This window comes from Pseudoduganella chitinolytica, assembly GCF_029028125.1.
GTDB lineage: Bacteria > Pseudomonadota > Gammaproteobacteria > Burkholderiales > Burkholderiaceae_D > Rugamonas > Rugamonas chitinolytica.
In genome coordinates this window covers 4,416,696-4,441,867 of sequence record NZ_CP119083.1, presented here as the reverse complement: position 1 = coordinate 4,441,867, position 25,172 = coordinate 4,416,696, and the positions used below count along the sequence as shown (strand labels likewise).

Below are 25,172 nucleotides of genomic sequence, written 5' to 3'. Positions count from 1 at the left end.
TTAACGCTTTCTTAATGAGAATCATTATCATTACGGTTCCTATTCTGCCCCAACAAGGCGTACAATGCAAGCGTCTCCTGCAAATACTAACCATTCGCATTTGCCTTTATAATGAACAGATTGATTTTCCTCAGAGAACTGCCATGACCCTCGCCCCTTCCCTGATCAATCTCGACGCGCTGGCGGCCGGGAAAAGCGGTACGGTGGTGCATGTGGCACCGGCCAGCGGCGAGGGGGCGGACAGCGCCGACCTGGCGCGCCGCCTGATGGAGCTGGGCTTCGTGCCGGGCGAGAAGATCCGCATGCTCAAGCGCGGCATGCCGGGCGGCGAGCCGCTCGCCATCAAGGTGGGCAATGCCACCTTCGCGCTGCGCCGCTACGAGGCGGCGCTGGTCTCGGTCCAGCCGGAATAACGACATGGGAGTTACGGAACAAGTGGCGCAGGCGGTCGCCCATGCGCCCATGATCGCCCTGCTGGGTAATCCCAACTGCGGCAAGACGGCACTGTTCAACCGCCTGACGGGTTCGCGCCAGAAGGTCGCCAACTATGCCGGCGTCACCATCGAGCGCAAGGAAGGCCATTTCGCGTCGCCGCAGGGACACCCCTATCGCGTGCTCGACCTGCCGGGTGCCTACAGCCTGTCGGCGCACACGCCCGATGAAGCGATCACGCGCGACGTCGTCGGCGGCCTGCGTGCCAACGACGGCTCGCCGGACGTCATCGTCTGCGTGGTGGACGCCACCAACCTGCGCCTGAACCTGCGCCTCGTGCTGGAGATCCAGCGCCTGGGCCTGCCGATGATCCTGTGCCTGAACATGGTCGACGTGGCAAAGAAGCGCGGCATCGAGATCGACACGGCCAAGCTGGCGCGCGAACTGCACATGACGGTCGTCGAAACGGTGGCCGTGCAATCGGGCGGCGAAAAGGGCCTGCTGCGCGCGCTGGACGAGATGTGGCCCGTCGTGCCGGTCAAGCCGCAGCCGCTGGCGGCCATCGACGCCGTCTCCGTCGAGGACACGCAGCGTGAAGTGCGCCGCATCCTGGCGGCCGTGACGAAGAACTACCACAACACCGACGAACTGTCGGAAAAGATCGACAACGTCGTGCTGCATCCCGTCGCCGGCCCGGTCATCCTGGCCGTGCTGATGTTCCTGATCTTCCAGGCCGTGTTCACGTGGGCCGCGGTACCGATGGACATGATCTCGGCCGGTGTCGAAGGCATCGGCCAGCTGCTCAGTACCCATATGGCGGAAGGCGTGCTGCGCAGCCTGCTGGTGGAAGGCATCATCGGCGGCGTCGGCAGCGTGCTGGTGTTCCTGCCGCAGATCCTGATCCTGTTCTTCTTCATCCTGATCCTGGAGGATTGCGGCTACCTGCCGCGCGCGGCCTTCCTGCTGGACCGGCTGATGGGCGGCGTCGGCTTGTCCGGCCGGGCCTTCATTCCGCTGCTGTCCAGCTTTGCCTGCGCCATCCCCGGCGTGATGGCCGCGCGCACGATCCAGAACCCGCGCGACCGGCTGGTCACGATCATGATCGCGCCGCTGATGACGTGCTCGGCGCGCCTGCCCGTGTATGCGCTGGTGATCGCCGCCTTCATTCCGGAGCGTGAAGTGTGGGGCGTCAGCCTGCAGGGCCTGATTTTGTTCGCCCTGTACTTTGCCGGGATCTTCTCGGCGATGGGCGTGGCGTGGTTCATGAAGCGCAGCACCGGCTCGAAGGCCAAGCAGGCGCTGATGATGGAGCTGCCCAGCTATCACTGGCCGAACCTGCGCAACCTGGCCATCGGCCTGTGGGAGCGCGCCAAGATCTTCCTGATGCGGGTCGGTACCGTCATCCTCACCCTGATGGTGCTGCTGTGGGCCCTGTCCAGTTTCCCCGGCGCCCCCGCGGGCGCCACGCACCCGCCGATCTATTACAGCATCGCCGGCATGCTGGGCCGCGCGCTGGAAGTGGTGTTCGCCCCGATCGGCTTCGGCTGGGAGATCTGCATCGCGCTGGTGCCGGGCATGGCCGCGCGCGAAGTCGCCGTCGGCGCGCTGGGGACCGTGTACGCGTTGTCGCAGACTGGCGACGAGCTGGCCACGTCGCTGACACCGGTGCTGGCGTCGTCCTGGTCGCTGGCGACGGCGCTGTCGCTGCTGGCCTGGTACGTGTTCGCGCCGCAGTGCCTGTCCACGCTGTCGGTCGTGCGGCGCGAAACAGGCGACGTCAAGTATGCGTTCATGATGGCCGGCTACATGTTCGCGCTGGCTTACGCCGCGTCGTTCATCACGTATCACGTCGCCCGCACGCTGGGAGCATAGGAGAGCGCCATGTGGCAGGAACTGATCGTCGCCGTCATCGTCGCAGCATGCGCGTTCCACGCTGCCACGAAGTACCTGCCGGCCGCCTGGCGGCGCCAGATCGTCTACACGCTGGCGCGGCGCGGCTTCAACCAGGACAAGCTGGCCAAACTCTTCAAGACCCAGTCCAGCTGCGGCGATGGCTGCGGCTCCTGCGGTTCCTGCGAGACTCCGGCGGCGCCGGATGCGCCGAAGGATACCGGCGTGACGCGGCGGGTCATACCCCTGCACGTGCAGCGGTGATATGGCCTCCCGCCCGCACTGAGCCAGTGCGATGAATGTCCTCGCCTGGTTGCGCGGGCTGCGCAAGGGCGGGGCGCCACGTGACCTGCCTCTTCCAGGAATGCCGGCTTCGCCCAAGAAGACCGCGACTGGCCGCCCGGATCAACAGGCGCAACAGTTTCTGGCCCAGGCATTGGCGCGCACCCGGCACGCGCTGACTGTCGCTGAACTGTCACAAGCCTTGCGGGGCTATTCGGGCTACGTCCGGGAAGCGGCACTGGCGCGTTGCGTCGAGCTGCGCAGTTGGGACAACCTGCCGGACATGGTGGAGCGCCTGAACGACTGGGTTCCCCAAGTACGCAATGCCGCGCAAATCGCCCTGAAAACGCTGTTGACACCCGAAACGGTCCCGCAGATGGTGAACGCACTGCCGGCCGTTCACGCTCTGCTGCACAAGAGCCGCGTCGACCATGGCGCATGGGTCGCCGATTTTGGTCGTGCACTGCTTGCCGCGAATGCGGCGGCGGTCATCGATGGCGTCCGCGCGCCCGACACCAAAGTGCGCCGGGCCTGCTTCGAGCTGCTGGTACAGCAACACACATTCGACGCGACGGCCCTGATCGAACGGATACTGCGTTCGCGTATCGACAACGTGCTGGCGTCACGCGCGGTCGAGCTGTGTTCGACATTACCCGCTGCCCAGCGTCCGGCGCTCTATGAACTGGCGCTGGCGTCGCCATACCCGACCGTGCGCGCCGAAGCGCTGCGCGCCAAGCTGACAGGTGAACCGTCGCCCGAGAAGGATCGACTCGCCCGTGCCGGCTTGCTGGACTTGAAATCGCACGCGCGCGCAGTGGCCGGTCAATATCTGTCGCAACAGGGTAAGGAAGTCGATGCATACTACCGGGAGCTGCTGGCGCAGCCGGCAATGCCGAGCGCACACCGGCGCGTGGCCATTGCCGCGCTGGGCGCGCTGTCCAACCTGGCAGATGCGACCCTGTTCCGCCAACAGGCAGATGACGCACACCCATTGGTACGGCATGCAGCCTTGGCGGCGCTGTTGCGCGCCGCACCGCAAGAAAAGGACGCAATCGCGCTGCGCGCATTGCAGGACAGCGACCCGCAGGTGCGAGGCCTGGCGCTGCACGCCGTTACGCGCCAAGGGGCGTACATGGATTTCGATACGGTCGCGCGCATACTGGAGCAATGCAGGGACATCCCACTCCTGCAGCGGTTTGCCAGCATCGAATGGCTGGTCGCGGCGGTGTTGGACCAGGCATCGGACACCGCGCCCGTCAGCAGGCTCGTGCGGGAACTGCGGCGCTGGCGCGCGTCGCCGGAAGGCAAGCAACTGTGGAGCGAGTCCCGCTACGGCAAGGGGTGGCTGCCGGCAGGCGCGCAGGCCGTGATTGCCGCGATGATCGGCCGCGTTATCGGACAGGACCTGCCGCACCAGGTCGGACACTGACTCGGTTCAGCCACGTGGTCGTGACGTCGCACCTGGCCAAGCGCCAGCGTGTGGCGATGAAATTGGGGTGCCGCAGCGGAACGGCAGGATAAGGCGGTAACGCCCGGACCGCCTCCGATTACGCGGCATGCGCACGCTGCGTCACCCGCTCCTCCACCGCATACGCCACCATCAACATCCCTACCACCCACGCGGCGGCCGACGCCACCACGAGCCACGACAGCATCAGCAGCACGCCGGCCACGATCATGCCCTGCAGCAGCCGGTCCATCCGCATGCCGAACAGGCGATCGGACGCGCCGATCGCGTCGAACCGCCACTGGAACGGCCACATGCCCACGCTGGTCGTCAGGTGCAGCAGCAGGGCGCCGATCGACAGTTCCAGCGGCTTCGTGCCTGGCCAGACGGCCAGGGCGCCGCCCAGCGCGACGACGAGCAGCAGCTCTGCGCCATACAGCGCGAGGCGGTCGCGGGTGCGTGGTCTCATGGTGCGATGATACAAAAAAAAACGCCACCGCAAGCGGTGGCGCAAACTGAAGGAGACTTGGAAGAGAATTGGGGACAGCCTCCAATTACGCTGGAGAGAATTGGGGACAGGCTCCAATTACGCTGGTGGAAGAGAATTGGGGACAGCCTCTTATTACGCTGGTGTACCTAGCTAGCACGCGGAGATTGCGTCACCAGCTCCTCCACCGCGCGTCCCATACCCCTTAACTGAGCGGCATTAGGCGGCAGCCTCCGACTACACGGCGTGCCCGCGCTGCGTCACCAATTCCTCCAACGCCAGCAGCACCATCACCAAGCCCGCTACCCACGCGGCGGTCGACGCCACTACGACCCACGACAGCATCAGCAGCACGCCGATCACGATCATGGCCTGCAGCAGCCGCTCCATCCGCAAGCCGAACAGGCGATCGGACGGTCCGGCCGCGTCGAACCGCCACTGGGCCGGCAACATGCCGATGCTGGTCGTCAGGTGCAGCAGCACGGCGCCGATCGACAGTTCCAGCGGCTTCGTGCCTGGCCAGGCGGCCAAGGCGCCGCCCAGCGCGACGACGAGCAGCAGCTCGGCGCCATACAGTGCGAGACGATTGCGGGTGCGTGGTTTCATGGTGCGATGATACAAAAAAAAACGCCACCGCAAGCGGTGGCGCAAACTGAAGGAGACTTGCGTCTCTGGGAGGTTCGTTACAGGAGGCCAGAAGTGCATGACGCCAGGTGGGCAGTGCATCTGCGCGTGTCACCACCGTTTTTGCACCCAAAGGCTACGGGCTGGGGTCGGACCCACCGGGTCCGACCCTGGGCTTCTGGCTCTTGGGTGCAGTACGTGCCAGCAACTGGCAAGCGCTATTCCTTATCGGCCGCCATCAGGCTTAGAAGCGGAACGTCGCCGTCACGCTGGCCGAACGGGGCTGGCCCGGCGTGTAGCGGTAGCCGCTCTTGTTGATCGCCGCGACGTATTCCTTGTCCGCCAGGTTGTACACGTTCAGGCGCAGGTCGATGTTCTTGTTGATGGCGTATTCGGCCATCGCGTCGGCGACCCAGTAGCTCTCGGCGTAGGCCGGCGTGCCCACGGCGCCGTCGGTGCCGCGCAGCAGCTTGCCCTGGTAGCGGGCGCCGCCGCCGATCTTCAGGCCGAACGGCAGCGTGTACGACGTCCAGCTCGTGAACGAATCCTTCGGCGTGTACGACAGCTGGTTGACGCCGGCGGCCGTGACGATCTTGCCGTTCTCGACTTCCGTCTTCATGTGCGTGTAGCCTGCGCTGACCAGCCAGTTGCGGGCCACTTCGCCCGTCACGCTGATCTCGACGCCTTTGACGTTCTTCTTGCCGGTCTGGTAGTACACGCTGGAGTTGGTCGGATCCTGCTCGATCTCGTTGCGCACCGTGGTGTCATAGATCGCGCCGTTGACGGCCAGCTTGCCCTTCAAGAATTCCCACTTGGTACCGATTTCCTTCGTCGTCGTCTTCTGCGGATCGTAGTTCGGGTTCTGCGCGCTGTTGGCCGAGGCGGACAAGCTGAACGCATTGCCGCCCGGCGGCTGCTGCGACGTCGCCACGGTGGCGTAGACGCTGCTGTCCGGCGTCGGCTTGAACAGTACCGACAGCTTGCCGTTGACGAGCGTTTCCTTCGACGTCAGGGTGGTCGAAGTCAGCGTCGTGACGGGTTTGCCACCCGGCGGCGTCGTGGTGGTGGCCGTTGTGCCGAAGTAGTCCGTGTTGTAGTGGTCCGCCCGCACGCCCGCATGGACCATCCAGCGCTCGTCCAGCTTGACGGTGTCGAACACGTACAGCGCTTGCGTGTCGGTGGAGCCGCTGGTGCCGGCGCCGCTGCGCACGGGGTTCAGGTCACGCGCCGGGATGGCCGGGTTTGGATAGTACAGCTGTACCGGATCCAGGCCGCCCAGATTGATGTAGCCGACCGTGGTCTGCTTCTCGTTGATGAATTCGAGGCCGGCCACCATCGTGTGCTTCAGGGTACCCGTGTCGAATTCGGCTGTCAGCACGGTCTGGTTCGTCAGGATCTTGTTGTCCTGGTCTTTCACGGTACGGGTACCGCGCGCCAGGGTCCAGGTGGCCAGATCGGCGGGATTCGGCGACAGCAGATTGGTCGCCGACCCCATGAAGGCCGTCAACAGGTAGTCCTGCTTGGTCTTGCCATAGCGCGCCGTGTTCTGCAGCTTCAGGGTTGGCGAGAAGTCGTGTTCGACGCGCACAGTGGCCATGTCGGCCGTCACGTCGTCGTGGTCGGTCAGCACGCCGTAGAAGCCGCGCGGGTCGACCATCGGTGCGTTGCTCAAGTAAGGACGGTCCGGGGTAGGGCTCCGATAGCCCGGCAGGCCGATGGTCGGCACGCCGCCGTCCGGAATATTGTTCTGCTTGACGTGCAGGTAGGACAGGTGCAGGCGCGTCTTGCCGTTCAGGCCGACGGCCAGGGTGGGCGCGACGCCCCAGCGCTTGTTCTCGACGACGTCACGGGCCGGGTTGCCGTTGTCCTGCGCGACCAGGTTCAGGCGGAAGGCGGTGCCGCTTTCCTCGTTCAGCACGCGGTTCAGGTCCGCGGTGGCGCGCTTCTGGCGGCCGCTGCCGAACTTGACGCTGGCCGATTGCGCGTCGCGCAGTTGCGCCTGCTTGGAGTTCATGTTGATGGAACCCGTCGGGTTGCCACGGCCGCTGTCGGTGCCGGCCGGGCCTTTCAGCACGTCGATCTGCTCGACGTTGAAGACGTCGCGCGAGATGGAGCCCATGTCGCGCACGCCGTCCACGTAGATGCTCGACGACGAGTCGAAGCCGCGCATGAAGATGGCGTCGCCCGTGTTGGTATTGCCGTTTTCGCCCAGGAAGAAGGCGCCTACGCCGGGGGTGTTGCGCAGCGCTTCCGTCAGCGTCTGGGCACCTTGCTGTTCGATCAGTTCCTTGGTGATGACGGTGATCGTCTGCGGCGTGTTGACCAGCACTTCCGTGTACTTCATCGAGCCGGCGCGGTCGGCCTTGAACTCGTTGCCCTTGGTGCCGCCCACCACCACCTCCTGGATCGGCGGAGCGGTCGTATCATCGGCCGCCGGTGCGCCGTCGCCCGCTTGCGCCACGACCGGCAGCAGCAGGGTTGCCAGCACGGTGCTCATCTGGAGTCGGGACGGGGCCAGCTTGCGGCTCTTGATATGTGCCATTCTCTTGCTCTCTTCCAAGGTAAATTTTTGTAAAGACGACGATCATAGCAATCTGCAATCTTAAAGTAAATAAGAATTGTTATCATTTGCATTCTCCATGGGCTGGTTGTGATGAGCAAACGACACCGGACATAGGGGTGGGAATGTTAAGCTTGGGTTTTCCCGACCTGCGAAGGAACGTGCATGATCGTCGTCCACCACCTGAACAACTCCCGTTCGCAGCGCGTGCTGTGGTTGTTGGAAGAACTGGGCCTGCCCTATGAAGTCGTGCGCTACCAGCGCGATGCGAAGACAATGTTGGCGCCGCCCGCGCTGCGCGCCGTGCACCCGCTGGGCAAGTCGCCCGTGATCGTCGACGGCGACTGCACCGTGGCCGAGTCGGGCGCCATCATCGAATACCTGGTGGACAAGTACGACAAGGGTGTCCTCCTGCCGGAGCGCGGCACGCCGGAGAAGCGCCGCTGGACCTACTTCCTGCATTACGCGGAAGGCTCGATGATGGCGCCGCTGCTGATGAAGCTGATCTTCGACCGCGTCGAGAACGGTCCTGCGCCGTTCTTCGTCAAGCCGATCGCGCGTGGCATCGCGCAGAAGGTCAAGGGCAGCTACATCGAGCCGCAGATCAACCAGCACCTGGCTTACCTGGAAACGGAACTGGGCAAGCATGCCTGGTTCGCCGGCGACGAGTTCAGCGCCGCCGATATCCAGATGAGCTTCCCGCTGGAAGCCGCGGCGGCCCGCGGCGGCCTCGATGCCCGCTTCTCCAGACTGAAGGCCTTCCTGGACCGTATCCATGCCCGCCCCGCCTACCAGCGCGCGCTCGAGCAGGGCGGTCCGTATGAGTTGCTCCGATGAAATAGGGCGGTTGCCGCCGCTGCGGTAAAATGCCGCCATTGGAACACCACTGTGAGTCATGGGTAGACTGCTTGCCATCGACGGCCTGAACATCGTGCGGCGCGTGTACGAGGCCAGTCCGGAACCCGATTCCGACCTGAAGGCGGAAATCGCGCTGCGTCACGCGCTCAATTCTTTCCGCACGCTGATCAACGGCCACGAGCCCACGCACGTGCTGCCCGCGTTCGACTTCGGCGGCAGCACGTGGCGTCACGCGCTCTACGCGGGGTATCGCGAAGGCCGGGCACCGATGCCGGCCCCGCTGCGCGCCGCGTTGCCCGGCTTTTACGGTACGCTGGAGAAGTTCGGCTTGCGTCCCGTCTCGCTGCCGGAAGTCGAGGCGGACGACGTCATCGGCACCGTCGTCACGCGCTGGCTGAACGAGAACCGTGGCGAGGCTGTCGTGGCCAGCACCGACAAGGACCTGCATTGCCTGATCGCCCATGGCGCCCGCGTGTGGGATCACTTCAAGAGCGAATGGCACGACGAGGCCTGGGTCGAGAACAAGTGGGGCGTGCCGCCCGCGCAGCTGCCGGACCTGCTGGCGCTGATGGGCGACGCGACCGACAGCGTGCCGGGCGTGTCGAAGGTGGGCCTGAAGACGGCGGCGAAGCTGCTGCGCACGTATGGCACGCTGGACGGCATCATGGCCGGCGCCGGCATCCTGAAGGACACGGTCGGCGAGGCGCTACGCAAGGAGCGGGAGATGTTGTATCTTTCCCGTCAGCTGGTGCAACTGAAAACGGACGTGCGGGTGGGCGTCAGCTGGAACATGCTGGTCTGGAATGCGTGACTGAACAAGCCTGACCGAACAACAGGAACTGAAAAAATGCTCAAGGCAGTGATTATCGACAGCAGCGCGGTGGCGCGTGGCCTGCTTCAAACGGTGCTGCAGGACGGCAGCTACGACGTGGTGGGCCAGGCGCATACCTGCACCACGGCGACGGTCCTGCTGATCAAGCACAACCCGCAGATCATCTGCATCGCCCGTGACGTGCTGGAAGCGGACGTCAAGGGCGCCGAAGAGATGCGCCGCAATTATCCGAAATCGCTGATGTTCATGGTGTCCAGTGAATTCGACGCGGCCACCGTGCAGAAGGCCCATGCGATGGGCATCAACGGCTTCATCGTCAAGCCGTTCAATGCCGACACGGTCCTGAAGACCATCCGCAGCACCGTCATCCAGATGGTGAACCGGCAGAGAAAAGCGCTGGCCGATGCGCAGGCGGCGCAGAATCCGCCCGCGGAACCGTCAGCTACCGACGAAAACTGAGCTGTCGATCATCCCGCCGCCCAGGCACACGTCGCCATCGTACAGCACGGCCGACTGGCCTGGCGTTACCGCCCACTGGGCTTCCACGAAACCGAGCGAGAAGTTGCTCTCGCCCTGCGGCGTGACGTTGCACGGCACGTCGGCCTGGCGGTAGCGCGTCTTGGCCGCGATGCGGCCGGCTTCCGGCGGCACGCCGGCGATCCAGCTGGCCTGGTCGGCGACGAGCGTGGACGACAGCAGCCACGGATGGTCGTGGCCCTGCACCACCCACAGCGTGTTGTTGGCCACGTCCTTGCGCGCCACGTACCACGCGTCGCTGCTGCCGTCGGCGTTCTGGTAGGTCTTGACGCCGCCGATGCCGATGCCCTTGCGCTGGCCCAGCGTGTAGAACGACAGCCCCACGTGTTCGCCCACGACCTTGCCGTCCGGCGTCTTCATCGGGCCCGGCTTATAGGACAGGTAGCGGTTCAGGAATTCGCGGAACGGGCGCTCGCCGATGAAGCAGATGCCCGTCGAATCCTTCTTGGCCGCATTCGGCAGTTTCAACTGCTCGGCGATGCGGCGCACTTCCGTCTTGGGGATATCGCCCAGAGGGAACAGCGTCTTCGACAACTGGGCCTGGTTCAGGCGGTGCAGGAAGTAACTCTGGTCCTTGGTGTGGTCGAGCGCCTTGAGCAGTTCGAAGCGGCCGTTGGTGTCGTTCTGGCGCACGCGCGCATAGTGGCCGGTTGCGATCAGGTCCGCGCCCAGGTGCATCGCGTGGTCGAGGAAGGCCTTGAACTTGATCTCGGCGTTGCACAGCACATCCGGATTGGGGGTACGGCCGGCCTGGTACTCGCGCAGGAATTCCGCGAACACGCGGTCCTTGTACTCGGCGGCGAAGTTGACGGCTTCGATGTCCACGCCGATGACGTCCGCGACGCTGGCCGCGTCGATCCAGTCCTGCCGGGTGGAGCAGTACTCCGAGTCGTCGTCGTCCTCCCAGTTTTTCATGAACAGGCCGATGACTTCATAGCCCTGTTCCTTCAACAGCCATGCCGAGACCGAGGAGTCCACGCCGCCGGACATGCCGATCACGACTTTTTTCTTGCTCATTTCAATTCCAGTAAAGACTAAAGTTCTTCGTACACCGAAGAATGGGTGTGCAGGATTTCCAGCGGCGCGCGCTTGCCGGCCAGGTATTCGTCGACGCACGTCAGCAGCAGCGGGCTGCGGTGGCGCTCGCGGCACGCGGCAATTTCGTCGCGTGTAAGCCACAGTGTGCGCAGGATGCCTTCGTCCAGCGGGCGGTCCAGTTCCTTCCCGACGACCCCGCAGAAGGCGAAACGCAGGTACGTCACCAGCTCGCCCGTGCGAGCCGACCGGTAGCGCGACATGTACATGCCCACCAGCGCCGTCGGCGTGAATTCGTGCGCCGTTTCCTCCAGCGTTTCGCGAATCACGGCTTCCTCCAGCGATTCATGGGGATCCAGGTGCCCGGCGGGCTGGTTCAGGCGAATGCCGTCGCTGGTTTCTTCTTCGATCAGCAGGAACTTGCCGTCGCGCTCGATGACGGCGGCAACGGTCACATTGGGTTTCCAGGTACGCGGCATGTAGTCATCCTTGAAAGAGCCGGTATTTTAGCGTGTTCCGCGTTTCAACATGTGACGGGTCGGTGACAGCGGGAGTGCCTAGTGGAAACCCCCTAGAAGTTGCATTCCCAAAAAGATTAACCATAAAGAATTCCGTGTTAGATTGATGAGAGGGAGCGCCGCATCACCGCAACGAGCGGCATTACCCATGGCAGCAGCCATGGCGCTTGCAGCGTCTGCGGGTTCCACCAGTTTTTTTACAATCTGGAGGCACCATGAGAATAGGCATTCCGGCCGAGACACGGCCGGGGGAGACACGGGTGGCAGCAACGCCCGAAACGGTCAAGAAGCTCGCAGCAAAACACCAGATCCTCGTGCAAACCGGGGCTGGGTCACAAGCCTCGATTACCGATGAAGCCTTTGCCGCCGCCGGCGCGACGATCGTCGGCGCCGCCGAAGCGCTGGGCGCGGACATCGTACTGAAAGTCAGGGCACCCGACGACACCGAGCGCGCGCACATGCGCCAGGGCGCGGTCCTGATCGGCATGCTCAATCCGTTCGACGCCGACAATATCGTCCGCATGGCAGGCAGCGGCCTGTCGGCCTTTGCGCTGGAGGCCGTGCCCCGCATCACGCGGGCACAATCGATGGACGTGCTGTCGTCGCAGGCCAATATCGCCGGCTACAAGGCCGTGATGGTGGCCGCCAACACGTACCAGCGCTTCATGCCAATGCTGATGACGGCCGCCGGCACCGTCAAGGCCGCGCGCGTGCTGATCATGGGCGTCGGCGTGGCGGGGCTGCAGGCCATTGCGACGGCCAAGCGGCTGGGCGCCGTCATCGAGGCGTCCGACGTGCGCCCGCCCGTCAAGGAACAGGTGGAGTCGCTGGGCGCGAAGTTCATCGACGTGCCGTTCCTCACCGACGAGGAGAAGGAAATCGCCCAGGGCGTGGGCGGCTACGCGCGGCCCATGCCGGCCGACTGGATGCGCCGCCAGGCCGAACTGGTGCACGAACGGGCCAAGCTGGCCGACATCGTCATCACCACTGCGCTGATCCCGGGCCGCCCCGCGCCCGTGCTGATCGGCGAGGAGACCGTCAAGGCGATGAAGCCCGGTTCCGTCATCGTCGACCTGGCGGTGGAGCAGGGCGGCAATTGCCCGCTGTCCGAGCTGAACAAAACGGTGGTGAAGCACGGCGTGCATATCGTCGGCGAACCGAACCTGGCCTGCCACGTGGCGGCGGACGCCTCCGCGCTGTATGCCCGCAACGTGCTGGACTTCCTCAAGCTGATCGTCGACAAGGAAGACCAGCTGGCGATCGACCGCGAGGACGAGATCATCAAGGCCACCCTCGTTTGCCACGGCGGCGACGTGCTGCGCAAATAAGGAGACCGCACAAATGGAAGTCAGCCACACCATCATCAACCTGATCATCTTCGTCCTGGCGATCTACGTGGGCTACCACGTGGTCTGGAACGTGACGCCCGCGCTGCATACGCCGCTGATGGCCGTCACCAATGCCGTCTCCGCCATCATCATCGTGGGCGCCATGCTGGCGGCCGGCCTGACGGAAGGGCTCGTCGGCCAGGTCGCCGGCACCGTGGCCGTCGCGCTGGCCGCCGTGAACGTCTTTGGCGGATTCCTCGTCACGCAGCGCATGCTGGAGATGTTCCGCAAGAAGGACAAGAAAGAGGGGAGCAAGTAATGGCCTTCATCTCCATGAACCTGGTGACGATGCTGTACCTCGTCGCCTCCGTGTGCTTCATCCAGGCGCTGAAGGGCCTGTCGTCGCCGGCCACCGCCCGCAAGGGCAACGCGTTCGGCATGACGGGCATGGCCATCGCGTTCGTCACGACCCTGGCGCTGATCCTGAAGCTCAAGTCCGAAGCGGCCGGCATGGGCATCGGCCTGGGCCTGGTCGCGCTGGGCGTCGTGGTGGGGGGCGCCATTGGCGCCTACCTGGCCAAGACCGTCGAGATGACGAAGATGCCGGAACTGGTCGCGGCGATGCACTCGCTGATCGGTCTCGCGGCCGTCTGCATCGCGGTGGCCGCCGTGTCGGAACCGCATGCGTTCAACATCGCCGCCGTGGGCGAGCCGCTGCCGCTGGGGAACCGCATCGAGCTGTTCATCGGCACGTTCGTCGGCGCCATCACGTTTTCCGGCTCGGTGATCGCGTTCGGCAAGCTGGCGGGCAAGTACAAATTCCGCCTGTTCCAGGGGGCGCCCGTCGTGTTCCAGGGCCAGCACATGCTGAACCTGCTGCTGGCGCTTGTCATGCTGGGCTTGGGCCTGGCGTTCGTGTTTGCCGGCGGCGTCGAGCCCGCGTGGACGCCGTTCGTGCTGATGACGGCCATCGCGTTCGTGCTGGGCGTATTGATCATCATCCCGATCGGCGGCGCGGACATGCCCGTCGTCGTGTCGATGCTGAACAGCTATTCCGGCTGGGCCGCGGCCGGCATCGGCTTCTCGCTGAACAACTCGATGCTGATCATCGCCGGGTCGCTGGTGGGTTCGTCGGGCGCGATCCTGTCGTACATCATGTGCAAGGCGATGAACCGCTCCTTCTTCAACGTGATCCTGGGCGGCTTCGGTGGCGATGCCGCGGCGGCCAGCACGGCCGGTGCGACCCCGCAGCGCCCTGTGAAATCGGGCTCCGCGGACGATGCCGTCTTCCTGATGAGTAACGCGGAAACCGTCATCATCGTGCCTGGCTACGGCCTGGCCGTGGCGCGCGCCCAGCACGCGCTGAAGGAGCTGGTCGAGAAGCTGACGGAACACGGCGTCACCGTCAAGTACGCGATCCATCCGGTGGCGGGACGCATGCCGGGCCACATGAACGTGCTGCTGGCCGAGGCCGAGGTGCCGTACGACCAGGTGTTCGAGATGGAGGACGTCAACGGCGACTTCGGCCAGGCCGACGTGGCACTGATCCTGGGCGCCAACGACGTCGTCAACCCGGCGGCCAAGGACCCGAAATCGCCGATCGCCGGCATGCCGATCCTGGAGGCGTACAAGGCCAAGACGGTGATCGTCAACAAGCGCTCGATGGCCTCCGGTTATGCCGGCCTGGACAATGAGCTGTTCTACATGGACAAGACCATGATGGTGTTCGGCGACGCCAAGAAGATCATCGAGGAAATGGTCAAGGCAGTCTGATGCATGGCAGGCGGCTGCCCGGCGCGCTGCCGGGCAGCTTGCCTGTTGGCTTGTTGGCTTGTTGGCTTGTTTGCTTATTTCGATTATTTCGATTAGCATGGATCATCTGCCACAGGAGGTCCCATGCCCACTACCGTAGAGTTCAACCTGGAATTGCCCGCTGCGGCGGAAGTCCAGGCTGCCATGCAAGGCCAGCGCGTGCTGGCCGCCCATCTGGCGACGGCCCAGCCGACGCAAGCGATCCAGATCCTCGACAGCGAAGGGCAGCCGCACCAGGTCGAACTGCCGACCTCGGCCTTGCGCTTGCTGGGTGACGTGCTGGTGGAACTGGCGGCGGGGAACGGCGTCAGAGTGGTGCCCGTGCACGCTGAACTGACGACGCAGGATGCAGCCGACCTGCTCAACGTCTCGCGGCCGCACCTGGTCAAGTTGCTGGAGGAGGGGGCGCTGCCTTTTCATAAGGCGGGCAAGCACCGGCGCGTGCGCTTCGCCGACCTGATGCAGTTCAAGGCCGAGCGCGAGGAAGCGAGCCATCATGCGATGAAAGCGCTGGCGGAGCAGGCGCGCGAACTCAAACTTGGCTATGAATGAGAACCTCGACATTCACCGTGGTGTACGACGCTTGCGTGCTGTATCCGGCACCGCTGCGCGACTTCCTGATGTGGCTGGCGTTGTCCGGCTGCTTCAGGGCGCGCTGGAGCGCGCAGATTCACGATGAATGGCAACGCAACCTCCTGCGCAAGCGTCCCGACCTGACGGCGGCGCAACTGCACCGGACACGCACCGTGGCGGCCCTCGCGGTCTACCGCTGCCTGCTCTGACCGCAAATTTCTGCTGTCGCGAAACCCGGTTTCCTGTATAGTTCAGTCCAAAATTGGTAACGTTTCCATAATGACGGGAGCTGGCGCTGGCTTGGCGCCGTCACAAGCGCACGGCACGTGAGGCGAGCGCTCCATGCAGTATCCTTCCGCTTCACTCAATACGGGACAACAGGCAGTGGCAACCATCAAAGACGTAGCCCGGCTGGCGGGCGTAGGACTGGGCACGGCCTCGCGCGTGGTCAGCGGCAAGGGCGCGGTATCGCCAGCGACGCTGGCGAAAGTGCGCAAGGCCATCGAGGAGCTGGACTTCCGGCCGTCGCACGCGGCGCGGGCGCTGCTGTCCGGGTATTCGAAAATGATCGGCGTGTACATTCCCGTCCTGAAAGGCACGTTCTATACGCCGATCCTCCAGTTGATCGACATGGAGTTGCGCGCCAGCGGCCTGCACATGGTGGTTGCATTCGGCGTTGGCCAGAGTGACGCGCGGCGCCAGGCCGTGGAAGGCATCGAATTCCTGATGGAGCGCGGCTGCGACGGCATCGTCACGATGAGCAATGCGCTGCAGGACGAGGACATCATGGCGTTCGGCACGCGTGGCTCGAACATCGTCGTCGTCAACCAGGCGTTCAGCGGCCTGGCCGAGCAGTGCTTCGTGGTCGACCATCGCCAGGGCGGCCGGCTGGCGGCGCAGGCGCTGCTGGCGCAGGGGCATCGCCACATCGCCGTCGTCGCGGGGCCGTCGACGGCGCCCGACAACGTCGAGCGGATCGACGGCTTCATGGCGGAGCTGCAGCGCCAGGGCATCGACACGGCCGGCCTGTGGGTTGCCGAGAGCGATTTCTCGCCTGAAGGCGGGTGGGCCTGCACGCGCGAACTGCTGGCCTCCGACTACCCGTTTACGGCGCTGTTCTGCGCGAACGACGAGATGGCCATCGGCGCGCTGTCGCACTTCCAGGAGGCCGGGATCGCCGTGCCGGACGACGTGTCCGTGCTGGGGTATGACGACACGCCCAGCGCCGAATTCTCCGCGCCGCGCCTGAGCTCCGTGCACGTGCCGTGGCGCGACGTGGCGCTGGCCGGCCTGAATGCGCTGCTCAACCGCTGCTATGGCGGCGACCGGCCCGTGTCGCGCGATTATCCGGTCAGCGTCACGCAGCGGGCGTCGCTGGGGCCGGCGCCGAAGGGCGAACGCGCGGGCGCCGTGCGCAAACGGCGTCCTTAGCCAGCCCACGCGCGTCGGTCCGACGCGTTTTTTTGAACACTCGCTGGAAAGCTTTCCATGACTGCAAGGAGAAGCGCGATGTTGAAACGACTGCCGGCAATGCCGCTGGTGTCCAGCCCATCGACCGCTGCTGCACTGGCTGACTACCGACAACGCACCCACCACCCGGGAAATCCATGATGCGTAATAACCAAGCGGCCGCACCGCCGGCCATCGCACGCGGCGACTTTCCGCCTGCCTTCCGCTGGGGCACCTCGACCTCGTCGTACCAGATCGAAGGCGCCGTGCAGGAAGGCGGCCGCGTCGAATCGATCTGGGACCGCTTCTGTGCCACGCCCGGCGCCATCCGCGACGGCAGCAGCGGCACCAACGCCTGCGACCATTACCGCCGCTGGCCGCGGGACCTGGACCTGGCGCGCGACCTGGGCACCAACGCCTACCGTTTCTCGATCGCGTGGCCGCGCATCTGGACGCCGGACGGCACGCCCAACGTCCAGGGCCTGGACTTCTATGACCGCCTCGTCGATGGGATGCTCGAGCGCGGCCTGGAGCCGTGGGCCACGCTGTACCACTGGGACCTGCCGCAGCCGCTGCAGGACGCCGGTGGCTGGGCCGTGCGCGCCACCGTGCACGCATACACCGCCTATGTCGATGCCGTCACGCGCCGGCTGGGCGATCGCGTCAAGCATTGGATCACGCATAACGAACCCTGGTGCACGGCCATGCACGGCCACTGGGACGGCGTGCATGCGCCCGGGATCCGCGACTTCGGCATGGCGCTGCAGGTCTGCCATCACGTGCTGCTGTCGCATGGCCTGGCGGTCCCGCTGATCCGCGCCAACGTGCCCGGGGCGCAAGCCGGCATCGCCCTCAGCCTGCATCCGGTGCGCAGCGCATCGGCCAGCGACGACGATGTCGCCGCGGCGCGTCGCCACGACGGCCTGCGCAACCGCTGGTTCCTGGACCCGCTGGCGGGCCGGGGCTATCCGGCCGATATCCTGGCAATGCTGGGTGGACTCGCGCCTCGCGTCGCACCCTCGGACCTGGACGTTATCGCGGTGCCGACCGACTTCATGGGCTTGAACTACTACTTCCCCGAGACGATCGCGCATGTGCCCGGCCATTGGCCGCTGCAGGCGCAGGTCGTCACGCCGTCCGATGTCGAGCGCACCGCCTTCGGCTGGGAGGTCGCACCCAACGGGCTGACGGAGCTGCTGGTGCGCCTGCACACGGAGTATGGCGTGCCAGCCATCCACGTCACGGAGAACGGCTCCTGCTACGACGACGTGGTGGTGGACGGTGCCGTGCACGACACGGCGCGCCAGCGCTACCTGGTGCGCCACCTGGCGGCTTTGCGCGATGCGCTCGCACAAGGCGTGCCGGTGCAGGGCTACTTTGCCTGGAGCCTGCTCGACAACTTCGAATGGGCCGAAGGCTATACACGCCGTTTCGGCCTGACGCACGTCGATTTCGCCACGCAGCAGCGGCTGCTGAAGGACAGCGGCCAGTGGTATCGCGCATTCCTGCACCATTCCTGAACATACATCGGACCGGAGACAGCATGACCTCATTCCCTATCGCCCGCCACGCCTTCCTCGCCGCCGCGCTGCTGGCGCCAAACGTGCACGCCGCCACGCCACCGGCCGACTGGCCGGCCATCAAGCGTGCCGTCGCGCCGGACGCGCAACTGGAAGCACGCGTACGTGCGATCGTCGCCAGCATGACGCTCGAGCAGAAGGTAGGCCAGATGACGCAGGCGGAAATCAAGACGGCCACGCCGGCCGACGTGCGCCAGTACTACCTGGGTTCCGTGCTCAATGGCGGCGGCAGCTGGCCGAACGGGAACAAGCACGCCACTCCGGCCGACTGGCTGGCGCTGGCGGATGCCTACTACGAGGCGTCGATGGCGACCGACATGCCCGTGAAAGTACCCGTCATCTGGGGGATCGACGCCATGCACGGCAACAGCAACGTGGCCGGCGCCACGCTGTTCCCGCACAATATCGGCCTGGGCGCGGCACGCGATCCCGCCCGCGTCAAGCAGATGGCGCAGGCGGTGGGCAAGGCCGTGCGCGCCACCGGGATCAACTGGGTGTTCGCGCCCACGCTGGCGGTCGTGCGCGACGACCGCTGGGGCCGCACCTACGAAAGCTTCTCGGAAGATCCGCGCATCGTGCGGCAGTATGCCGGCGGTTATGTCGAGGGACTGCAGGGCGATTTCAAGGATGACGCCAACGTCGTCGCCACCGCCAAGCATTTCATCGGCGACGGCGGCACCGACCAGGGCAAGGACCGCGGCGTCAACCGCGCCAGCCGGCGCGACATGATCGGCATCCATGGCGCCGGCTACGTGACGGCGCTGCAGGCGGGCGCGCAGACCGTCATGGCGTCGTACAACAGCTGGCACGACGGCAGCAAGGACTACGGCAAGATGCACGGCAACGCCGAGCTGCTGACCGGCGTGTTGAAACAGAAGATGGGCTTCGACGGCTTCGTCGTCACGGACTGGAACGGCATCGCCGAGGTGCCCGGCTGCAGCAACGACAGCTGTCCGCAGGCGATCAACGCCGGCATCGACATGGTGATGGCGCCGGACGACTGGAAGAAGTTCATCGCCAATACGGTCGCGCAGGTCCGCGACGGGCGCATTCCGATGGCGCGCATCGACGACGCGGTGACGCGCATCCTGCGCGTCAAGCTGCGCGCGAACCTGCAAAAGCCTTCCGCCTCGGTGCACGCCGGCAAGCCGGAAGCGCTGCAGGCGCGTGCGCTGGCGCGCAAGCTGGTACAGGAATCGCTGGTACTGCTGAAGAACGATCGCGGCACCTTGCCGCTGGCGCGCGGCAAGAAGCTGCTGGTGGTGGGCAAGAGCGCCGACAGCATGGCCAACCAGTCCGGCGGCTGGACGCTGACGTGGCAGGGCACGGACAACAAGAACAGCGACTTCCCCAACGGCGACACGATCCTGGCCGGCCTGCGCGCGGCGGCGGGCGAGCGGGTCACGTACAGCGCCGATGCGCAAGGCGTCAACGTGGCCGACTTCGATGCCGTCATCGCCGTGATCGGCGAAGGGCCGTATGCCGAAGGCGACGGCGACATCGGCCCGGCCGCCAACCTGCGCCACAGCGCGCGCTATCCGGAAGACCTGGCCGTGCTGCGAGCGGTGGCGGGCAAGGGCAGGCCGATCGTGACCGTGTTCTTGTCGGGCCGGCCGCTGTACGCGAACGACCTGCTCAACCTGTCGGACAGCTTTGTCGCGGCGTGGCTGCCCGGCTCCGAAGGCAAGGGCGTGGCGGACGTGCTGCTGCGCCGTGCGGACGGCAAGGTCGACGTGCCGTTTACCGGCAAGCTGTCGTTCTCGTGGCCGAAGAGCGTCTGCCAGACGCCGTTGAACGTGGGCGACAAGGACTATGCGCCGCTGTTCGCCTACGGCTACGGCCTGGCGTACGGCAGCAAGGCACGGGTGGGCAAGCTGGCCGAGGACAGCAGCGACGCCGGTTGCGGCAAGACCAATGCCTTCCCAATCTTCAACCAGTCCGACCGTGCCACGTTCCCGGTGTACGTACAAAGCGGCAACGAGCGGGTGGCATTGGGTGCGGACCTGAACGCGACCTACCGGCTGCCCACGCTGGCCGTCGAGACGGCGCAGGTCAACACGCAGCAGGATGCGAAGAAGGTGACCTGGACGGGACCCGGCTTCATCGAGGCGAAGGCGGCCCAGCCGCGCGCACTGCCCGCCTGGGCGATCGAGCAGGGCGCGCTGACGTTCGACACGCTCGTCAGCGCCGCGCCGCAGGGCAAGGTGGAGGTGGGCATGGGTAACGCGGCGGTGGATGTGACGAGCGAATTCGCCCGTCTGGCGGGCAAGGGCAGGCAGACGGTCAAGGTGCCGCTGGCGTGCTTTGCGGGCCTTGACGCCGCAAAGGTGGATAATGCGTTCCGCGTCACCGCACAGGGCAGCTTTGTTGCAGCCTTCACCAATGTCCAGGTTGTGGGTGGCGCGGCAGCGGACAGCGATGCCTTCCGCTGTGCAAATCGATAGGAGAGCTTCATGGAAAATACTACAAGTACGGCCGCGCTGGCGCCGGACGCGGTCGCGCACGACGGTCGCGGCAACACGGCACCGCTGGTCATCGTCACCATTCTGTTCTTCATGTGGGGACTCTTGACGTCGCTGAACGACGTCCTGATCCCGCACCTGAAGGCGATCTACACACTGAGCTACGTCCAGGCGATGCTGGTGCAGTTCTGCTTCTTCGGCGCTTACCTGATCGTCTCGCTGCCGGCCGGGATGCTGATTCGCCGCATCGGCTACCAGCGCGGCGCGGTGGCCGGGCTGGTCGTCGCGGCGGCCGGCTGTGGGCTGTTCTACCCGGCCGCGAACGGCGGCTATGGCCTGTTCCTGTTCGCCTTCTTCGTGCTGGCGGCCGGGATCACCGTGCTGCAGGTCGCCGCCAACCCGTACGTGACGGTGCTGGGCGATCCCCGCACGGCGTCGAGCCGGCTGACCTTGACGCAGGCGTTCAATTCGCTGGGCACCACGGTGGCGCCCGCGCTGGGCGGCATGCTGATCCTGTCGGGCAGCGTGCTGGGCGCGCAGGAACTGGCGCGCCTGCCGGCCGTCGAGCAGGTGGCGTACCGCGCGCAACAGGCCGCCGCCGTCCAGGGCCCCTACCTGGTGCTGGCTGGCGCATTGCTGCTGCTGGCCGTGCTGTTCGCGCTGGCGCGGTTGCCGAAGCTGGTCGATGCGGCGGGCGACGCCCCCGCCGGCCGCTTCGCCGACCTGTTCGTGCACAAGCACCTGGTGCTGGGCACGATCGGCATCTTCCTGTACGTGGGCGGCGAGGTGTCGATCGGCAGCTTCCTGATCAACTACATCGGCGAGCCGCAGATCGCGGCGCTGGCACCGGCCGACGCGGCGCACTACGTCAGCCTGTACTGGGGCGGCGCCATGGTCGGCCGCTTCATCGGCTTCGCCGTGATGCGTACCGTCAGCCCGGGCAAGGCGCTGGCGTTCAATGCCGCCGGCAGCATGCTGCTGATCCTGGTCGCGATCTTCGGTCAAGGTTCGGTGGCGATGTGGGCCATCCTGGCCGTCGGCCTGTGCAACTCGATCATGTTCCCGACGATCTTCAGCATGGCGCTGCACGGCCTGGGCCGGCAGACGGGCCAGGCCTCCGGCCTGCTGTGCATGGCGATCGTGGGTGGCGCCCTGGTGCCGTTCGCGCAGGGCGCACTGGCCGATGCCAGCGGCATCCAGATTTCGTTCTTCGTGCCCTTTGCCTGCTATGCGTTCATCCTGTACTTCGGTGCGCGTTACGTGAACCTGCACCGCCAGTAAGCGAACCACCTGGGCAGGCGTCCGCCTGTCCTCCGGATCGCTGCATCGGCTGTAGCGATCCGGAAGCAAATTCATGCTAATGTCGCTCCCGTCCAGTTGATGAAAGGCTAACGGTGAGTACGACAGCAAGGACAGGCGGGGCGGCAGCCTTCGACCTGATCGGCATCGGCGAGTGCATGGTCGAGTTTCACGCGACCGAGCCGCTCGCGCAGGCCACGCAATTCCACAAGTCCTATGGTGGCGACGTGCTCAACGCACTGGTCGCCGCCGCCCGCCAGGGCAGCCGCACGGCATTCGTCAGCCGCATAGGCGACGATCCTTTCGGCCCCGGCCTGCTGTCCGCCTGGCGCGCCGAAGGCGTCGATACCAGCCGTGCACCGCTGGTGCCCGGCGAGAACGGCGTCTATTTCATTGCCGTCGACGAGCACGGCGAGCGCTCCTTTACCTATCGCCGCGCCAACAGCGCTGCGTCCCGCATGACGGGCGACGTGGACGAGGCGTTCGTCGCCACCGCCCGCTGCCTGCTGCTGTCCGGGATCACGCAAGCCATCTCGCCAGGGGCGCGCGCCGCGACGTTGGCTGCCGCGCGGATCGCCCGCGCGCACGGCGTCACCGTGGCCTACGACCCGAACTACCGGCCGGGCCTGTGGTCCGACGCCGCAACGGCGCGCGCCGCATGCGCCGAACTGCTGCCCTACGTCGACATCCTGCTTCCCAGCCTGCCCGCCGATGCGGACGTGCTGCCGGCACCCGCGCACACGCTGGTACCGCACGTCGCGGTAAAACTGGGCGAGGAAGGCTGCCATGTCTGGCTGGGCGGCGAACGCAGCGTCGTTGCGGCGGTGCCGGCGCGCGTCGTCGACACGACCGGCGCCGGCGACTGCTGGAACGGTACCTACCTGGCGCTGCTGCTGGAAGGTGCGACACCGCTCGACGCTGCCGCCCGCGCCAACGCCGCGGCGGCCGCCAAGCTGGCGCACCGCGGTGCCATTCCACCTCGCGACGGAGCACCACGATGAGCGCGAACTCCCGCCGCCGCTTCCTGGGCGGCACCGTCGCCGCCAGCGTGCTCAGCGCCATGCCGCCGCTGCTGCGCGAGGCGCTGGCAGTACCGGCCCGCAAGGGCACCGGCACGATCGGCGACGTGCGCCACGTCGTCATCCTGATGCAGGAAAACCGTTCGTTCGACCACTACTTCGGCACCCTGGCCGGCGTGCGCGGCTTCGGCGACCGCCTGACGATCCCGCTGCCGGACGGCCGCAACGTCTGGCAGCAGCACAACGGCCACCGCATCGTCATGCCGTACCGGCTGGACCAGGCGGTCGGCAACGCGCAGCCGCGCATGGACCTGCCGCATACGTGGCCCGATGCGCAGGCGGCGTGGGACGACGGCCGCATGGCTTCCTGGCCCCGCTCGAAGACGGATGCGTCGATGGCGTACTACACGCGTGCCGAGCTGCCGATCCAGTTCGCGCTGGCCGAGGCGTTTACGCTGTGCGATGCGTATCACTGCTCGCTGCAGGGCGGCACCAACCCGAACCGCCTGTTCATGCTGACGGGGACGAACAACCCGACCGGCGTCGGTGGCGGGCCCCTCATCGACAATCGCATGGAAGGCCTGGGCCCGCCCGAGCAGGGCTTCGACTGGATGACGTATGCCGAGCGGCTGGAGGCGGCGGGCGTCAGCTGGAAGGTCTACCAGGACATGGACGACAACTTCGGCTGCAACCTGCTGCAGGTGTTCCGGCGCTATCGCGAGGCATTTGCCGCGCGACCGAATCCGTTGGCCGACAAGGCGCTCAGCACGACGCTGTGGAATGCCACGCTCGATGGCCTGCGCGATGACGTCGTCGCCGGCAAGCTGCCGCAGGTCAGCTGGGTCATCCCGCCGCAGCTGTACAGCGAGCACCCCAGTCCTTCCACGCCGGTGCAAGGCGGTGCCTACACGCTGCAGGTGCTGGAGGCGCTGCTGGCCGATCCGGACGTGTGGGCCGGCACGGTGCTGCTGCAGATGTACGACGAAAACGACGCCTTCTTCGACCATGTGCCGCCACCGGCCGCGCCGGCGTGGCAGCCGGACGGCAGCCGGGCTGGCAAGTCGACGGTGGACTTCACTGCGGAGTGCCACTCGGACAGCCGGCTGTATGGCCTGGGACCGCGCGTGCCGATGCTGGTGATGTCGCCGTGGAGCAAAGGGGGCTGGGTCAATTCGCAGGTGTTCGACCACACGTCGATCCTGCGCTTCCTCGAGCGCCGCTTCGGCATCGCCGAACCGAACATCGCGCCGTGGCGCCGCACCGTCTGCGGCGACCTGACCAGCTGCTTCGACTTCGCCACGCCGGACGCACGCAAGCCGGCGGTGCCGGTGCACGGCATCGCCTGGGCCGACGAGGTGCGCGCCCGCCAGCGCGCGACGCCGCCTATCGAGGTGCCGCCGGAAGGCAGCCAGTCGGTGCCGCGCCAGGAGGGTGGCACGCGGCCGTCACGCGGCCTGCCGTACCGGCTCGAGACGACGGCGCAGGTGGATGCAACCGGCGTCACGCTCGCCTTCGAGAATAACGGCGGCGTGGGCGCGGTGCTGCACGTGTACGACCGGCGCCGGCTCGAGCTGGGCCCGCGCCGCTACACGCTGGAGGCGGACCGGGGCTTGAGCGACCGCTGGACCGTCGCGCCGGCCGATGGCCTGTACGACCTGTGGGTGCTGGGGCCGAATGGTTTTCATCGCCACGTGCGCGGCCGGGCCGGTTACGCGGCGCTGAACGTGAGCGCGGCGCAGCAGGGCGAGCGCCTCGTGCTGACGTTGTACAACCCGGCCACGGTGGAGAAGCAGGTGACGATCACGCCGCTGGCCTACGCCGCCAGCGTGCCCGTCACGCACCGCATCCCACCGGACGGCGTGCTGCGCCTGCCCGTGACGGGACCTTGGTACGACGTCGGCGTGCGGGAAGGGGAGTCGGCCTGGCGCTTTGCCGGGCGGATCGAGACGGGGGCGCACAGCGTCAGCGATCCGGCGTTCGGGTTGGCGCCAGCGGCTTGGTGAATTGTCGTGATACCGTTCGGTTCAGCTCACTTTGAAGCGACTGCGGACGCCCGCTCCGCATAGGGTCGGTCCCTTTGTGGGGACAGACCCTGAAGTTTGTCGTCAACAGCCGTGAGCCTCAGCGAAACTTCGGGGTCTGTCCCTG

Annotated in this window: 22 protein-coding genes and 1 pseudogene; 18 read left to right on the top strand and 5 right to left on the bottom strand. The window is 66.1% G+C overall.

Translation table 11 applies throughout. From position 1 onward, the window contains the following. Window positions 1-143 precede the first annotated feature (143 nt). Genes PX653_RS19700 through PX653_RS19685 form a run of 4 tightly spaced genes read left to right on the top strand, consistent with a single transcriptional unit; the run spans window position 144 to window position 4,033 of the window. Window positions 144-413, top strand: a complete 270-nt coding sequence (locus PX653_RS19700; protein WP_277414434.1) for a FeoA family protein — start codon at window positions 144-146, stop codon at window positions 411-413. Window positions 414-417: 4 nt separating this feature from the next. After that, a complete protein-coding gene (gene feoB / locus PX653_RS19695; protein WP_277414433.1) occupies window positions 418-2,304 on the top strand; it encodes a ferrous iron transporter B in 1,887 nt (628 codons plus the stop codon). Between the two features lie 9 nt (window positions 2,305-2,313). After that, a complete protein-coding gene (locus tag PX653_RS19690) occupies window positions 2,314-2,586 on the top strand; it encodes a DUF6587 family protein (RefSeq protein ID WP_277414432.1) in 273 nt (90 codons plus the stop codon). Between the two features lie 31 nt (window positions 2,587-2,617). Next, window positions 2,618-4,033: a hypothetical protein gene (locus PX653_RS19685; protein ID WP_277414431.1), complete on the top strand. Its 1,416-nt coding sequence runs from the start codon at window positions 2,618-2,620 to the stop codon at window positions 4,031-4,033. A gap of 118 nt (window positions 4,034-4,151) precedes the next feature. On the opposite strand, the gene PX653_RS19680 is transcribed toward PX653_RS19685, so the two are convergent. From PX653_RS19680 to PX653_RS19670, 3 genes are all read right to left on the bottom strand, one after another. Continuing rightward, complete coding sequence (locus PX653_RS19680) at window positions 4,152-4,520, bottom strand: hypothetical protein (protein ID WP_277414430.1); 369 nt, start codon at window positions 4,518-4,520, stop codon at window positions 4,152-4,154. 255 nt (window positions 4,521-4,775) lie between these two features. Then, on the bottom strand, window positions 4,776-5,144 hold the full coding sequence (locus tag PX653_RS19675) for a hypothetical protein (RefSeq protein ID WP_277414429.1): 369 nt from the start codon (window positions 5,142-5,144) through the stop codon (window positions 4,776-4,778). A 262-nt stretch (window positions 5,145-5,406) separates the two neighbouring features. Further along, on the bottom strand, window positions 5,407-7,704 hold the full coding sequence (locus PX653_RS19670; RefSeq protein WP_277414428.1) for a catecholate siderophore receptor Fiu: 2,298 nt from the start codon (window positions 7,702-7,704) through the stop codon (window positions 5,407-5,409). A 183-nt stretch (window positions 7,705-7,887) separates the two neighbouring features. Here PX653_RS19670 and PX653_RS19665 point away from each other — a divergent pair, with 183 nt between their 5' ends. From PX653_RS19665 to PX653_RS19655, 3 genes are read left to right on the top strand one after another with little or no spacing between them, the layout of a single operon-like run. Continuing rightward, entirely contained in the window at window positions 7,888-8,559 is a 672-nt protein-coding gene (locus PX653_RS19665; protein WP_277414427.1) for a glutathione S-transferase family protein, read from the top strand. 58 nt (window positions 8,560-8,617) lie between these two features. After that, window positions 8,618-9,391, top strand: coding sequence for a 5'-3' exonuclease (locus tag PX653_RS19660; protein WP_277414426.1), 774 nt, complete (start codon window positions 8,618-8,620; stop codon window positions 9,389-9,391). Between the two features lie 36 nt (window positions 9,392-9,427). Beyond that, on the top strand, window positions 9,428-9,871 hold the full coding sequence (locus PX653_RS19655) for a response regulator (RefSeq protein ID WP_277414425.1): 444 nt from the start codon (window positions 9,428-9,430) through the stop codon (window positions 9,869-9,871). Here PX653_RS19655 and mnmA read toward each other — a convergent pair. Continuing rightward, window positions 9,851-10,966, bottom strand: coding sequence for a tRNA 2-thiouridine(34) synthase MnmA (mnmA, locus tag PX653_RS19650; RefSeq protein WP_277414424.1), 1,116 nt, complete (start codon window positions 10,964-10,966; stop codon window positions 9,851-9,853). The two genes, PX653_RS19655 and mnmA, sit on opposite strands and share 21 nt — an antisense overlap. 17 nt (window positions 10,967-10,983) lie before the next feature. Then, window positions 10,984-11,463 (bottom strand): NUDIX hydrolase, encoded by a 480-nt coding sequence (locus PX653_RS19645; protein ID WP_277414423.1) that lies wholly within the window; start codon window positions 11,461-11,463, stop codon window positions 10,984-10,986. A 254-nt stretch (window positions 11,464-11,717) separates the two neighbouring features. Between PX653_RS19645 and PX653_RS19640 the strand changes: the two genes are divergently transcribed. The 11 genes and pseudogenes from PX653_RS19640 to PX653_RS19590 all read left to right on the top strand — a co-directional run bounded on the left by PX653_RS19640 (window position 11,718) and on the right by PX653_RS19590 (window position 25,027). Beyond that, the gene (locus tag PX653_RS19640; RefSeq protein ID WP_277414422.1) at window positions 11,718-12,830 is read left to right on the top strand and encodes a Re/Si-specific NAD(P)(+) transhydrogenase subunit alpha; all 1,113 of its coding nucleotides are present in this window, start codon (window positions 11,718-11,720) and stop codon (window positions 12,828-12,830) included. A 13-nt stretch (window positions 12,831-12,843) separates the two neighbouring features. Continuing rightward, window positions 12,844-13,149, top strand: coding sequence for a proton-translocating transhydrogenase family protein (locus tag PX653_RS19635; RefSeq protein WP_277414421.1), 306 nt, complete (start codon window positions 12,844-12,846; stop codon window positions 13,147-13,149). Then, the gene (locus PX653_RS19630) at window positions 13,149-14,603 is read left to right on the top strand and encodes an NAD(P)(+) transhydrogenase (Re/Si-specific) subunit beta (RefSeq protein ID WP_277414420.1); all 1,455 of its coding nucleotides are present in this window, start codon (window positions 13,149-13,151) and stop codon (window positions 14,601-14,603) included. Before PX653_RS19635 ends, PX653_RS19630 begins: the two co-directional genes overlap by 1 nt. Window positions 14,604-14,726: 123 nt before the next feature. Continuing rightward, window positions 14,727-15,194 (top strand): helix-turn-helix domain-containing protein, encoded by a 468-nt coding sequence (locus PX653_RS19625; RefSeq protein ID WP_277414419.1) that lies wholly within the window; start codon window positions 14,727-14,729, stop codon window positions 15,192-15,194. Then, window positions 15,191-15,406 (top strand): annotated as a pseudogene (locus PX653_RS19620) (PIN domain-containing protein); the annotation flags it as partial. The gene PX653_RS19625 and the pseudogene PX653_RS19620, both read left to right, overlap by 4 nt. Window positions 15,407-15,599: 193 nt before the next feature. After that, window positions 15,600-16,646, top strand: a complete 1,047-nt coding sequence (locus tag PX653_RS19615; protein ID WP_277414418.1) for a LacI family DNA-binding transcriptional regulator — start codon at window positions 15,600-15,602, stop codon at window positions 16,644-16,646. Window positions 16,647-16,822: 176 nt separating this feature from the next. After that, window positions 16,823-18,184: a GH1 family beta-glucosidase gene (locus tag PX653_RS19610; protein ID WP_307730756.1), complete on the top strand. Its 1,362-nt coding sequence runs from the start codon at window positions 16,823-16,825 to the stop codon at window positions 18,182-18,184. Window positions 18,185-18,207: 23 nt separating this feature from the next. Then, window positions 18,208-20,688 (top strand): glycoside hydrolase family 3 protein, encoded by a 2,481-nt coding sequence (locus PX653_RS19605; RefSeq protein WP_277414417.1) that lies wholly within the window; start codon window positions 18,208-18,210, stop codon window positions 20,686-20,688. Window positions 20,689-20,697: 9 nt separating this feature from the next. Continuing rightward, entirely contained in the window at window positions 20,698-21,987 is a 1,290-nt protein-coding gene (locus tag PX653_RS19600; RefSeq protein ID WP_277414416.1) for a sugar MFS transporter, read from the top strand. Window positions 21,988-22,100: 113 nt separating this feature from the next. Next, window positions 22,101-23,006, top strand: a complete 906-nt coding sequence (locus tag PX653_RS19595; protein ID WP_277414415.1) for a sugar kinase — start codon at window positions 22,101-22,103, stop codon at window positions 23,004-23,006. Then, window positions 23,003-25,027: a phosphocholine-specific phospholipase C gene (locus PX653_RS19590; protein ID WP_277414414.1), complete on the top strand. Its 2,025-nt coding sequence runs from the start codon at window positions 23,003-23,005 to the stop codon at window positions 25,025-25,027. Before PX653_RS19595 ends, PX653_RS19590 begins: the two co-directional genes overlap by 4 nt. Window positions 25,028-25,172: the final 145 nt, after the last annotated feature.

What these genes read in the sequence shown, in the direction of transcription:
- PX653_RS19700 (WP_277414434.1), top strand. Translation starts at nt 144, where the DNA reads ATGACCCTCGCCCCTTCCCTGATCAATCTCGACGCGCTGGCGGCCGGG.
- feoB (WP_277414433.1), top strand. Translation starts at nt 418, where the DNA reads ATGGGAGTTACGGAACAAGTGGCGCAGGCGGTCGCCCATGCGCCCATG.
- PX653_RS19690 (WP_277414432.1), top strand. Translation starts at nt 2,314, where the DNA reads ATGTGGCAGGAACTGATCGTCGCCGTCATCGTCGCAGCATGCGCGTTC.
- PX653_RS19685 (WP_277414431.1), top strand. Translation starts at nt 2,618, where the DNA reads ATGAATGTCCTCGCCTGGTTGCGCGGGCTGCGCAAGGGCGGGGCGCCA.
- PX653_RS19680 (WP_277414430.1), bottom strand. Translation starts at nt 4,520, where the DNA reads ATGAGACCACGCACCCGCGACCGCCTCGCGCTGTATGGCGCAGAGCTG.
- PX653_RS19675 (WP_277414429.1), bottom strand. Translation starts at nt 5,144, where the DNA reads ATGAAACCACGCACCCGCAATCGTCTCGCACTGTATGGCGCCGAGCTG.
- PX653_RS19670 (WP_277414428.1), bottom strand. Translation starts at nt 7,704, where the DNA reads ATGGCACATATCAAGAGCCGCAAGCTGGCCCCGTCCCGACTCCAGATG.
- PX653_RS19665 (WP_277414427.1), top strand. Translation starts at nt 7,888, where the DNA reads ATGATCGTCGTCCACCACCTGAACAACTCCCGTTCGCAGCGCGTGCTG.
- PX653_RS19660 (WP_277414426.1), top strand. Translation starts at nt 8,618, where the DNA reads ATGGGTAGACTGCTTGCCATCGACGGCCTGAACATCGTGCGGCGCGTG.
- PX653_RS19655 (WP_277414425.1), top strand. Translation starts at nt 9,428, where the DNA reads ATGCTCAAGGCAGTGATTATCGACAGCAGCGCGGTGGCGCGTGGCCTG.
- mnmA (WP_277414424.1), bottom strand. Translation starts at nt 10,966, where the DNA reads ATGAGCAAGAAAAAAGTCGTGATCGGCATGTCCGGCGGCGTGGACTCC.
- PX653_RS19645 (WP_277414423.1), bottom strand. Translation starts at nt 11,463, where the DNA reads ATGCCGCGTACCTGGAAACCCAATGTGACCGTTGCCGCCGTCATCGAG.
- PX653_RS19640 (WP_277414422.1), top strand. Translation starts at nt 11,718, where the DNA reads ATGAGAATAGGCATTCCGGCCGAGACACGGCCGGGGGAGACACGGGTG.
- PX653_RS19635 (WP_277414421.1), top strand. Translation starts at nt 12,844, where the DNA reads ATGGAAGTCAGCCACACCATCATCAACCTGATCATCTTCGTCCTGGCG.
- PX653_RS19630 (WP_277414420.1), top strand. Translation starts at nt 13,149, where the DNA reads ATGGCCTTCATCTCCATGAACCTGGTGACGATGCTGTACCTCGTCGCC.
- PX653_RS19625 (WP_277414419.1), top strand. Translation starts at nt 14,727, where the DNA reads ATGCCCACTACCGTAGAGTTCAACCTGGAATTGCCCGCTGCGGCGGAA.
- PX653_RS19610 (WP_307730756.1), top strand. Translation starts at nt 16,823, where the DNA reads ATGATGCGTAATAACCAAGCGGCCGCACCGCCGGCCATCGCACGCGGC.
- PX653_RS19605 (WP_277414417.1), top strand. Translation starts at nt 18,208, where the DNA reads ATGACCTCATTCCCTATCGCCCGCCACGCCTTCCTCGCCGCCGCGCTG.
- PX653_RS19600 (WP_277414416.1), top strand. Translation starts at nt 20,698, where the DNA reads ATGGAAAATACTACAAGTACGGCCGCGCTGGCGCCGGACGCGGTCGCG.
- PX653_RS19590 (WP_277414414.1), top strand. Translation starts at nt 23,003, where the DNA reads ATGAGCGCGAACTCCCGCCGCCGCTTCCTGGGCGGCACCGTCGCCGCC.